The sequence below is a fragment of the Pseudomonas sp. URMO17WK12:I7 genome (assembly GCF_003269045.1).
In the GTDB taxonomy this organism is placed as follows: Bacteria; Pseudomonadota; Gammaproteobacteria; order Pseudomonadales; family Pseudomonadaceae; genus Aquipseudomonas; species Aquipseudomonas putida_J.
Map to the genome: position 1 here is coordinate 1 of NZ_QLTL01000025.1, position 12345 is coordinate 12345.

5 protein-coding genes and 1 tRNA gene are annotated in these 12345 nt (G+C 59.5%); 2 read left to right on the forward strand and 4 right to left on the reverse strand.

The window, feature by feature from the left end; genetic code table 11:
- The first annotated feature begins 2 nt into the window (after positions 1-2).
- Positions 3-78 (forward strand) — tRNA-Gly (locus H040_RS25335).
- 98 nt (positions 79-176) lie between these two features.
- Here H040_RS25335 and H040_RS25340 read toward each other — a convergent pair.
- From H040_RS25340 to H040_RS27330, 4 genes are all read right to left on the reverse strand, one after another.
- On the reverse strand, positions 177-1265 hold the full coding sequence (locus H040_RS25340; protein ID WP_027919476.1) for a fimbrial protein: 1089 nt from the start codon (positions 1263-1265) through the stop codon (positions 177-179).
- Between the two features lie 4 nt (positions 1266-1269).
- Positions 1270-3795: a fimbria/pilus outer membrane usher protein gene (locus tag H040_RS25345; protein WP_027919475.1), complete on the reverse strand. Its 2526-nt coding sequence runs from the start codon at positions 3793-3795 to the stop codon at positions 1270-1272.
- A gap of 231 nt (positions 3796-4026) precedes the next feature.
- Entirely contained in the window at positions 4027-9186 is a 5160-nt protein-coding gene (locus H040_RS25350) for an RHS repeat domain-containing protein (protein ID WP_050437230.1), read from the reverse strand.
- Positions 9187-9200: 14 nt separating this feature from the next.
- Positions 9201-10256, reverse strand: a complete 1056-nt coding sequence (locus H040_RS27330) for a hypothetical protein (RefSeq protein WP_143512535.1) — start codon at positions 10254-10256, stop codon at positions 9201-9203.
- A 243-nt stretch (positions 10257-10499) separates the two neighbouring features.
- Between H040_RS27330 and H040_RS25360 the strand changes: the two genes are divergently transcribed.
- Entirely contained in the window at positions 10500-12317 is a 1818-nt protein-coding gene (locus tag H040_RS25360; RefSeq protein ID WP_143512536.1) for a hypothetical protein, read from the forward strand.
- Positions 12318-12345 lie beyond the last annotated feature (28 nt).

Here is a 12345-nt window from a genome sequence, read left to right on the forward strand (position 1 = left end):
TTGCGGGAATAGCTCAGTTGGTAGAGCACGACCTTGCCAAGGTCGGGGTCGCGAGTTCGAGTCTCGTTTCCCGCTCCAAATATGTAACGCAAAAGGGGACCTTAGGGTCCCTTTTTGCGTTTTCGCCTTTCTGAAAACCGCAAGCCTGGCAAGCACGTTGCCAGGCTGGGCGCGTCTCAGCGATAAGTGATAGTGAAATTGAGCGCCCCATTGGCTTCGCCAGGGGTGACAGTGGCTGCGGTCTGGTAATAGCGGGCCTGGAAGTTCAGGGTGATGTCGCCTGGGCTCAGCGGTGTTACAGCAATGTCCTCTTCGAGTCGGAAGGGGGTGATGCCGTCTGCTTGCAGCACCTGGATGCCGATGCCGGTAGCCCCCGAACCGCTGGACAGGCTGAACACGCCTTTGTCTACGTCGATCGGAGTCGACCCGTTGGCCCCGTCGAGCCGAACATAGGCCTGAGTGCCGCCAGACGCATCACTTTCACAGTCGTTGAGCCTGATCTGAAAGGGGACTGCTTTGGTGGCGTCACCAGGGTTGCCGAAGTCCTTCACCTCGTGGGCGCCCAAGTCGACCGGTGACGGGCTGACCGCATCGGCCTTCAGCGTACATTGCGCGGCGGTCACCGTGCCATGCAGGTGATACCGCATCACGGTGCCGACATGGCTGTAGGTGCCACTGAACAGCTGCACACCGTTGAACGACTGGGGGCCGGGCGCGATCGGGCCGGTCTTGATCAGCGTGATGAACGCACGCAGGTTGGTCATTTCGATGCCTAGCGGGCCGGGGTCATGGTCGGCATAGCCTTGCCAGGGCACTGATGTCCATTTGATGAAGGTCCAGGCATTGTCGGGCGTGCCGCCTGCGCCGTGATAGGGGTTGTCCAGGCGCACATGAATGCCGATACCGTCCACGCCCGTCTGGATCACGCGACCGGTGAGGTCTTCGCCGTTGACCGGCGGCAGTGACCCGGTGAACAGTGGCTGGGTATTGTTCACGCTGGCCGTGAGGCGCGGCCCCTGGGCCAGGAAGTTGGTGCAAACCAGCCGTAGGCCCGCCTCGTTAGGCAGGTTGTAGCGCACGTCTGCCTGGCCGATTACCGAGCCGATTGGCGCATCCCGGGCTACCCATTGCGGGCTGAGAGTGAGGTTGTGCACCAGTTCGCCGCTATTGCCGGCCCATTCGCACAACGATGCTGCAAATGCCTCTCCGCTGGCCATCAGTGCCAGGCACAGGGAGGTCAACGAGACGCGAGGGGATAATTTCATGGGTTCAGGTCCGGGTGCTGGCTGTCGTGGGGTTCGGGCATTGCAGGGTTTCCAGGCGGTAACCTTGTTCTTGTCGCATGCTGCGAGGGGCGATTGCCAACTGGCAGGTCTGCGTGCCCCACTGCACGCGCAATCGCTGTGGTTTGTCGTCGGTGGCCACCAGCGCTTGGCCAGCCTGACCGACTACCGCAAGTACCTCGCCCTGCTCATTACTGACCTGGGCGCCAAAGGGTAGCGGCTTGCCGTTGGCCTGTAGCAAGGTCAGGACCAGGCGGCTGACATTGCGGGCTGCAAAGGTTGCTTTGACGATTGCGCCGCGACGGGGCACAACCTGGGTGCTGCCGTTGTCGATCTGTATCTGCGGGGCCAGGTTGGCGGTTTCCAGATGCAGCGGGTTGCTGCGGTACGGGCGCAGGTGTGGTGCGATCAGGAAGCCTGCGCTGTCGGTGCTGCCGCCAGGGGTGTTTTGCACCCCGAGGCCAGGCGTACCGGGGACCTCGATCAAGGCATTGGTTTCGCCCAGCTGGCTGGCCAGGGTCAGGCCACCCGCGTGCAGTAGCATGGCGCCACTGGCGTTGGCCGAAAAAGATTGATAATCGCTGCCTTGGGTGTAGCCAGCACCGACGTTGGCCTTGGCGCCCTGGTAACCGACCGAGAATGCGCCGGAGGTCTGTTGCTGAACGTCGCGGGTGGTGGAGGCCGTATACCTGAAACGGTTGTCCAGCGCGCCACCACTGAGGCTGGCGCGCTGGCTCTGGCGCCCATTACTGGCCTGGGTGGCGAACGTGGCACTGGCGCCGTTGAACCAGTCCAGGGGCAAGGTCATGCTCAGGCCGATCAGGCGGTCCTGGTGGCTGCCGCGGGTAAGCGATTGCGAGGCAAACAGGTTGAAGTTGATGTTGCGGTACTGGGTGTTGTACTGCAGCTGGTACTGCCTGCGCTGCAGGTTGCTGCGCCAATAGTCGTCCTGGGACAGGGTCAGGCTCAGCGAGCCGTGACTGCCCAGGCTCTGGTACACCGAGGCTTCGAGGCGGCTGCGGCGGTTGCCCAGGTAACCGCTGTAGGCATGGCGTTCGCGTACGGCCTCGTCAAAGTCGCGGTAGCCTTCGCTGGAGTAGCGGTAGCCGGCGAACCGCAGGTTGGTGCCGGTAGTGAACGCCTTGCCGTAGCGGGCGGAATAGCTCTGGCCTTGCACTTGGCCGAAGCGCTCGCCGAGGTCGGCGCTGGCCTGTGTGACATCCAGTGACACTGCGCCCAGGTTCCCCAGGTCGCGGGCCATGCCGAGCAGTGCAGCGCGGTAGTAATCCCCGCCCTGTACACCGCCATACAACGTGCTCCAGCTGCCGCCGCGGGCCAGGGTCGCCTGCCACAGCAGTGGGTTGTCGAGGTGTTCGGCGCCATTGTAGCGGCCCAATGTGGCGCTGTAGCGCCACACGCCTGGGCGCAGCAGGTTGGCCAGGCTGGAATACGGCTGGATGAAGCGCCGTACCTGGCCGTCGGCCTCGGTCAGGACCACTTCCAGTTCACCGCTGCCGCCACCTATACCAAGGTCATCGATCTCATAGGGCCCAGGGGCGACGAAGGTGGTGTAGATCGGGTAGCCGTTGAGCAGCACCTCCAGTTTCGCCCGGGTTTGTGCGACGCCGCGGATGACCGGTGCGTAGCTTTGCATCACATCAGGCAGCATGCCCATGTCGGAGGCTACCTGCATGCCCTTGAATGGCAGGCTGCGGAAGACTTCGCCGTGGCTGAAGGTTTCGCCGAGGGTGAAGTTGCCGCGGTTGTCGGGCAGGTCGCGTTGCACGTAGGTGTTGGTGCGGGTCCAGTGGCGTTCGCCTTGGCCATCGTCGCGCAGCGCCTGGCTGCTGCGCAGGCGCCAGGCGCCGAGGTTGACGCCGCTGTTGAACAGCAGGTCATGGCTGGCCTGGCTGCCATCGCGGCGGTTGAGGGCCTGGGTGGCGACCTGGTAGTTGAGGAAAGCGGCGTTGATGCCGGCGTCCCAGCGCTCGGCCGGTACCGCGCCGGCAATGTCGCGGCGCAGGGCGAACTGCGGGATCGACACGGCCAGTTGCAGCTTGCCAGGGTCCAGTTCGGCACGGGCGTCGGGCAGCAGGTGGGCCAGGTCCTGGCAGGGCATGCTGTCATCCAGCGGCTGCTCCAGGGCCTCCTCGCGCAGGCCGAATTCGCGCAGTAGGTCGGCCGACAGGCACGCGTGCAGGCCTTGCTGGTCGAGGCTGGGCAAGAAGTCCAGTTCGCGCTCGCCAATGTGGGCCAGGTTCAGCGTGATGCCGACGCGGTAACGGCCGGGTGTCAGGGAGTCACTGGCGGCGAGTGACTGCAGCGCCAGCTGTGCGGCGTCGGCCGACTCGCCAGGGGCCTGGCGCATGAAACTGGGGTTGAACGCCGGTGCAGGCGGGCTGGCCAGCGCTGGCCGGTAGGCACACAGCAGCAGGCTGGTGCCACCCAGCGCCAGCAACGGCGCAAGGCGCAGGCGGGATGGCGTGCGTGAGCGTTGGGGGAGGGGGGGCATGGACGGTACCTATCGGGGGCGACGGGCCTGGCCTTTGCGCAGGTTGGCCGTGGCAGCGGAAACGAAGGGCCGCACGATAGGAATTAATGGCGATGCAGGATGTAGGTGATTTCTTTTTGGGGAGGGGAATTGTTTTGCAGTGGCAGCGGGGGAAGAATCAGGGCCCCGTAGGGCCCTGAAGAACAGAGATTTTCCGCCTTGAAGATGTGGGAGTGAAGGGTGTACGGAAAATTAGCTGTTTAGTACTATCCCTTGTTTACTCCCGAAAAGCGTGCTGCCTCCCGAGCTTTCTCCCTTGGTGTTCCGGGTCAATGTATTCGAAGCATCTTCCAACTTGATACGTCTTTTGAACTGGAACGTCGAGAGTTCGTTTAGGAGCGTTGAATGGTTGCCAGTCGAAGCTGCCTGTTGTGCAGGAGGGCGAGGCGCTTCCTTTCTAACGGCCACAGGGCTGGCTTTGGGGGTACTATCATAATCGACAGCCGGAATGCTTGTTTCTGCTGAGGCTGTTGAACGCACGCTGCCCCTGGCAGATGCAACAGGCGAAGGAATTGGATCAGGCAACGGATCAGGGACAACGGGGGAATTAACTGTATTTTGAACGGGGTCAGCCTGCGGCCCTCTCAAATCCGTATCAGCCCCCGCCTTGCTGGAAAACTTGCTTCTACCCCACTGATGAAGTTTCTGGCCTACTGATGCCAAGGACATGATAGAACCACCAACGGCCGAAAGTATCATGCCGTATTGGGTAATCTCTGGGTTATCGGCCATTGTGCCGTACACCGCCATACCTAGCCCAGCAGTCACAGCAATACCACCGGCCACGGCGAATAGAATGCCGATGCCGGCAGGCGGGAAGGCAGCTACGAAGGCCAGGCCGACAATGGCACCTATCGCGGCATACATCACGTTTTGCCACTTCTCTAAGAAGGACAGCTTGGGCTTCTTGATGGGGTCGATGACCGGCGGTAGCGGATCGTTGTTGCTTTCGGCGTAATGCCCGGTGGGGTCGCGCCAGTTGACCGGGTTGCCCAGTACATACAGGTAAGGGTTGGTGCCGGATTGCTCCGGTGCGAGCGAGTCCGGGCTGTGGAAGCGCATCAGGCCGGGGTTGTAGGCACGGTAGCCGCGACCCAGCAGGTACCAGCCAAAGGCGGCTTCACGTACCTCGCCATTGAACGCCAACAGGCAGGCCAGGTTTTGCTCTTCCTCGTCCTTCTTATCCAGCGTGCGCTCACCGTAGGCGCTGTAACGGGTGTTGTGCAGGCCACTTTCGGCATACTCGCCGACCACGCTGCCCGCTGCATCGGTCAGCAGCAGGCGGTCGTCGGCAGGCTGCCCTTGCACCTGCATGGCCAGTGGGGTTTCACCGTCATACAGGTAGTGGGTGAGCACGCCGCTATCGTGGGTGGCGCTGAGGCGGTAGCCCTGGTAGCGGCGCTGCACCTCGGCGGCGTTGCCGTGCTTCACCCCGAGCAAGTGGTCATGGCCGTCGTAGCGGTACTTGGCCAGTACCTCTACATCGTCGCTGGCACGAACCTCGGTCAGGCGGCTGCGGTCGTCGTAGTGCAGCAGGCGGCCCCATTCATCGTTGCGCATGTTGCCGTCGGCGTCGTAGCTGAAGGCTTGGTCGGCTGGGTAGTCTGGCTGCAGGCTGTGGGTCACGCGTTCGAGCTGGCAGCTGCCATCAGTCTTGTAGGTAAAGCTGGCTTCGTCCGTTTCGCCGTCTGCAAAGTTGGTAATGCAGTCGGTCAGTTGGTCCCTTTCATCGAAGCGCATGTACTGCTCGGTCATGGCGCGTCCGGCCGTGTTGCGGGGCAGTTGCGAGCCTTTGTATTCGACACTGTCAAGGCGGTCCAGTTGATCGTAGGCGAAGGTCTCCTCAAGTAGCAATTCTTCGCCCTGATGGCGTGTACGGGTGTGCAGCTGATCATCGTCACGCCACTGCTGCGTCAACACCTGTACCGTTCCGTCGTCCAGGGTGAAGGTGCGTTGCACCTCGCGGCCGAAGCAGTCGTACTGCTGTTCACAGGTGACCTTGCGCTTGCTGTGCTGGTCCACGGTTTCGGTTTTTTTCAGCCGGCCATCGTCGTCGTATTCGAAGCTGGCCTCAAGTTTACCCCGCGTGGTTGTGGCCAGGCGGCCCTGCGCGTCATAGCGGTGAACAGTTGCCTCATCATGACTGGTGCGCGCCAGGGTGCGGCCTTGCAGCGAGTGGCGATAGTGGATGGTATGGTCGTCGGTGATACGGCTGTTAGTCCTTTCACCTGCCCAGCTTTCCTGTAGCAAGTAGCCCTGGTCGGTGTAGAGGTAGGTGCGCTTGCCCTCGGTGTTGGTGGCCGAGGTAATGGAGGCGTCTGGGCGTTCGAAATTGAAGCTCGGGTTGTCGAGACTTGTCGTCTGCTGCCCTTTTTCGTCGGTGAGGGTGGTGCTGATCAGAGTGGGTTGGGTCGTGACTTCAGGCTGATAGCTATAGGTATGGGTGCGTTTGCTGCTGCGGTGATGCTGGTGGACCAGGGTACGCCCTTCCTGGTAGTCATAGCGCTCGATCCGCGGCCCGACGGCCAGCGTGCTCATGCGGCCGAGGCCATCGAAGGTGCGAGTGCAGATAGGGGTCGCATCGCCTTCGAGCCCAAGCTGCGTCGTGAGGTCCTCGCTGGTAAAGTTGGCGAACTTACGCACTAATGCGCTCTGGTCGGGGCGTTCGTTGCGCGCCATGCGGCCCCAGACGTCATAGCTGAACTTCCATGTATGGCGCATGGGAGCCTTGGGCGCCGCTTTAGTGCTTCGCGGGTCGCGCTGGGTGCGTGTCTCCTGCACGCTACGGCCAAGGCCGTCGTACAGGTAATCACGCCTTCCCACTTCTTGCCCATCCAGGTCAATGCGCTGTTCATACACGGGTTTGCCAAAGCGGTTGAGTTCTGTTTTGTGCAACTGGCGCCTGACCGGTTTTTCCGGCGTCCCTTCATTCGGGCGCTCCTGCCAGGTTTCGATGATCTCGCCGTCTGTGCCGAACGGGTCGCGTTGCCGGCGCTCAATGACGCCATCAGGGCGGATGGTCTTGCTCAGGTCGCCCCAGTCGCTGTATTCGAAGCGGGTGGTCAGTTCGAGGCGTTCGTTGTCATCGAGCGCGTCATAGACCGTTTCAGCGCACTGGCGCCCCACGCTGTCGTATTGCTTCGTCGCCACCAGAAACGTCTGGCGTACCGGTTTTTCAGGGTCATTGGCCGTATCGATTTCGCGTTTCTCGCTTACGCTGCGGTTGAGGCCGTCGAACAACAGGGTACTTACAACCTTCTGCACATCGGTTGTCACATTTGATGGCTGGGAACCGTTCACACTCAAGTGGTAGGCGTAGGTGCGCGATTCCTCGAAGCGGGTATCTGGTGCCACGGTTTCGCGGACCCGGCGACGCAGCGCATCGTAGTAGATGTGCGTATACACGCCATTGCTGTCCTGCTGGCGCATGACTTGGCCGGTGTAGCGTGATACGGCATTGAGCAGGGTGCGTTCGATGAGGTCATGACCCTTCGTGGTGTGACGGGTCTGGAGCAGGCTCTGCTTGCCGTCATCGCCATTGATCAGGCTGTAGAACCATGAGCTGGTGGTGGTCTTGTCCTTGAGCGGGTCGTCACCATGCTTCATGGTCTGGCGCACGGTGTTCGGGCGCATGTGCAGCAGAGGGTTGTCCGGCTTCTCGAGATAGGTAAGTTCGCTGTGTTGCAACAGGGTACCGGCTGCACCCTCCTCGGCGCTGGCCAGTTGCAAGGTGCGCTGGTCGCTGATCAACGTATCGCCGAAACTCTTGCGTGCGCCATCGAGAGGGGCGATTGCCTTGTGGCGATAATGACTACGCAGGATGGCCGCCTCACTTTTTGCCTGAGTAGAGGGATAGGTGGTCTTGTACTTGATCCGTCGCTTGAAGTGCTGCGGGTCGGCTGGGCAGGCGACCTGTTCCTTGCCATCGATAATTTCCTTTTCGCCTTCGATGGGGTAATAGGTGTATGCGGTGCGGATTCCGTTGTGCTCGATCTCCTCGAGCAAGTTGCAATGCTCATCGAAAGTCGTCGTTTTGGTTTCTTCGCGGGGCCAGGTGGCCCCCCCCTCGAGCTTCCAGCGTAGGGTCACCTTGTGCGGCAGCTGGAAGTACGCCGGTTGCCGGGCAAATGGCATCCCCTTTTGCTCGTGGTATTCGGTGCTGGTTTCCTGCACGCAACCGTTCTGCACTTCGGTTTCGCGGATTATCAGGTGAAAGCGGTTATAGCGACTGGTAGTGGTTTTCAGCACCTTGCCATCGCCCTTTGAAGTGTCATCGGCTGCCTTGAGCCAATGGCTGGCGGTTGAACCATATTCGAAATCGTTGCCGGTAAACTGGTACAAATTGTCCAGGCCATCATCACGCCACGTGATGCCACTGGCACCCCTGCCGAGGTAGTTGTTGTCGGTGTAATCGTAGGTGGTGACCATGACCGGCTGACCGAAGCGTGGGTCGATGGCATGGCGCTTGACCCGTGGCAGCGGCGGGCGGGCATCGTTCGGGAACCGGTGTCCATTGTTTCCGACCCAATATTCGATCGTTTCCACGGCCCCGTAAGGGGTGGTCATCTCCTTGATTAGTGCCAGGTTCTGTTCCTGGTCCTTGTCATACTCGATGTACTCGTAATCAAATGCCCAGCCGGCACCTTCCGCGGTCGGTAGCAGCACTTGGTTGGGGAGCCTTAGCGCTGGGGTTCCACGCTTTTCGAGTTTGACCTCATAACGGGCCGCAGGCAGGGTTTTGCTGTCGACGTTCGGATACAGGTCGAACACTACGCTGCCACTGTTGTAAGCAATGTTCAGCAGTGTCACGTCGTTTCCGTCGACGATGCTTGTCAGGCAGGGTATCTGGTTGAAGTTGTCATCATAGTTCAGGGTGATCCCATGCCCAGACGCCGCTTCGATGCGGACCGGCAGGGCAACGCGGCGGTTGCTGGGGCCTTTGAGCTGCAGAAACTCCACCAAGCCATTCTTGTATTCCACACGCCAGTTTTCTGCATCTTCCTGGTGCAGGTGGAAGCTTTCCAGCTTGCGCTCGTCGATTGCCAGCCCGGTACCGTCGCCCTTATCGCTGCCGGTCACCTTTATCGTCTCGCCGGTCTGCAGGCTGAGCATATTGCTGGCAGGCACATACTGGCTGAGGTTAAGGCTCCAGCCGTGGCCGAAACCGGCATCCAGATGGTTCATCGGGTTGAAGCCAAGGCGCAGCGGCAATGCCGGGCCCATCTGATCGTTACCTACCAGTTCTGGCAGCACGATAGCCAGGGTGAATTGACCGGTGCGCGGGTCTACGCTGTTCTGCACGAAACTGCTGAAGTTATAGGCGTTGGATTGCGCTGTTGAGGTCGTCGACATATCCAGTTGCTCCTTTACTGTGCGGTAGGTCGAAGGGTTGCGCAGAGGTAGCGGGTTTCACCGTTCTCATCGTTTTTGTGCGCACGGCCGATCATTACTTCGTTCTCTGCGCATGTTTCGTCTGTGTCACTGCTTTCGCTGTGCTCGGGTGACCACTGGGTGGGTTCGACAAGAACGCTGCGTTTGTTGGTTGAGTCGACGAGGGAGGCGCATTGATACCGGGTGTTCCCATTTTCATCGTCCTTATGATGGCGGCCGGTCATGACGGTGTTGATCGGGCAGGTAAAATAGATATAGCGCTTGTCATTGCCGGATGGCATCGCGCTTTCCTCGTCTGGGTCCAGGCCCGATTCCCGAAACGTGACAGACCATTTTCGGTCTTCGATCACATAACCTTCAGCAGTGCGGCAGTTATAAGAGGTCTTCCCGTTTTCATCACCACGGTGTTTTCGTTCATATATCATCGAAGCGTCAGGGCAGACACGTTCTATGTCTTCGCTCTCTTTTTTTTCACCCAGCGTTCCGCCAGGCTTTAGTTTTAACGACGCCATCGGGCTCGGGGTGTCAATATCGGCGGATGCAACAAACTTTACGCACGTGGTCGCATCGCGCATGGTATCGCCAGACACCGCTTTTTTGTCCACGAGTTTCAAGCCGCGAAATATAGTTTGGCCTTTTGAATAGGTTTGAAGTTCTTCAAGTGAATAGATTCGTGGGGACCCCGTGTTGGTGGCGGTGGTTTTGAATTTAAGCCAATAGTCGTTTTCTCCGGCCGCTGTCGTATTGCAGTCAGGTCGGGAGGAAAAGATTACTTCCATGGCTGAAGGTAGCCGGTCAAAGCGAACGCTCCGCACGGTGTTGGGATAGCATTCGTAGCTTGGGCTATTCGTCGCATAATTATAGGTCTGCCCCGAACCCTCGGCAGGCGGAAGAAAACCGCAAGGCATGTTGTTTTTGCTCAACAGTGTGACGCCGCCGAGTGGCTCGCTGGCATAGGCCTGTGTGCTCAGTGTTGCACTGAACATGGCAATGCACAGAGGAAGCAGGATGCCCTTTCTTAAAACTTTCATCATTGTGTCCTATGGCTGACTATTTGATTGGTCATCTCAGGGGGGAGGCCGCACAAAAAGCTTAAAAGGTTGCGTGGCCGCAGGCACCTGGCAGAAATGACAGGGGCGTACCTGTTAAAACTGTCAGGTGCGTCTTCGTCAAGAGTGTGTTAGCCCGGCGCTTACCTAGTATTTTTGCCAGTTGGTGAACGTGCTGATTGAGCTTATTACTAATGGCCAGTCCATTCGAATAAGGCAATTTTCATGCGACGCCCCCCTGCAGCTAGGCAGGAAGACTTGCTTCCTGCGCCGACCATTGAAAACCGTAACTCGTATGACGAAATCGACCTGAAGGAGTTAGGCGATGAGGCATTGGTTACGTACATTCAATACGATGGGATCGCCGTAGGCGACAAGATCAGGATTTATTGGCGAGGTGCCACGGCTGAGGGAAGTGCCCTGGAGACGGTGGGTACAGAGATCGAGGTCGAAGAGCCGGAGTTTGACCCGGCCAAACAACGTCTGCGCGTGCATATTGCCAATCACTATCTCAGCCAGGCCGATCAAGGTTATGCCTTCTATCACTATGAGCGTGTGAGCGGTACGCCTGCCAGCTCACTGCGTACCTTCAGCTTCATCGGCGTACGGCCGCATCGCATGGAGCATATGCCAGTGGCGCAGGCCGTTGAATCCCATGCCTTGCATATCGATCCGGACGCGTTGGGCAGCAGCGGCGTTATGTTCGTGGCGCCGCCCTATGCCGCGATGCGTGCGGGGGACACCGTGACATTGGTGCTTCGCGGTTACAAAGCCAACGGTGCTTTGGACAAGGAGTATGCCTATCGGCTGGAAGTGGAGGAGGACCGTGTTGGCCACAGCCTGGCTTGGCTGGTACCTAAGGGGCCGTTCAACTTCATCAAGAAGGGACATGCAGAAGTTCATTACGAGATCGCTTTTTCCCATCACAACGAAGGGGTTGATGGGCCAGTCCAGACCTATCGAATTGACGCGATACCCGCAGACCCGGCTTTGCTGCCTGCCGTTGATATTGTGGGCTACACCGGTGGCCCACTGGATCCTGAAAGGTTCCCTGACGGCCTGACGGTGCAGGTGCCTCCGTACCCGGCGTTGAATACCGCTGACTGGACATTGCTGCATGTCAACGATGAGCCAGGTGCTGCTGCGTTGCGTGCCGACCTGACCACACTTGCCACGGGGGTGCAGGGTGTACACCTGGATGCGCAGGTGCTCAAAGGCGCGAAGCAGCTGACGCTGGGTTACCAGGTTGCTCGCGAAGGGCTGGGCCTTGCAGGGCAGCTGCTGGACATCGAAGTGCTGCAGCCGCGAACTTTCCTGCCCGTTCTTGTGCTGGATGGGGAGACAGAACCCCCAGAACCAAACATGTGGCTGGCTGCTGAACAGGCGACAGCCGGTGCCACCGTCGTGGTGCCCGACCCTGACCTGCGCGCGGGTGAGCGGCTGCAGTTGGTCTGGCAAGGACGTTCGCAAGCCGGGCAATACGAACAGACACTGGTGGAGGGAAGTGTTCCTCCGTATCGCTTCACTGTTCCGCCCACTGCCGTCGCCGCCAACATGGAGGCGACTGAAAGTGCAACGGCTAAGCGCTTCCCGGTGTTTTTCCGCTTGCTACGCGACAACTTGCCCCCATTGGAGTCGCCGCTCGTGCAATTGCGGGTTCTGCCCCTGGCGCGGACACGCTATCCGACCATTCAGTGTGACGAAGCGTCGGGTACGACGTTGTCGCTGGCTGCGGTGCCAAGTGCAGGTGCCACGTTGAGGCTGCCTGCCTGGGCGTTCATGGCAATTGGGCAGCGGCTCAACGTTGTTTACCGCGGCGTGAAAAAAAATGGCAGTGCCCTCGTGGAGTTGTTACGCAGTGAATTCGCGAGCGAAGAGGAGGTGCGTAATCGCGAAGTAGTGGTGAAGCTGGATAAGGGGATTTTGGGGGAGCAGAAGCTGGGTGGCAATTTTCTGCTGGATGTAAAAGTTAATTTTGAAAATACGGGTCAAGACGACACCTGGTTTGATTTCCCAGGGTTGGATTTGACGTTGAATCCATAAATGGCTGATTTTATTAACTGAGTATTGA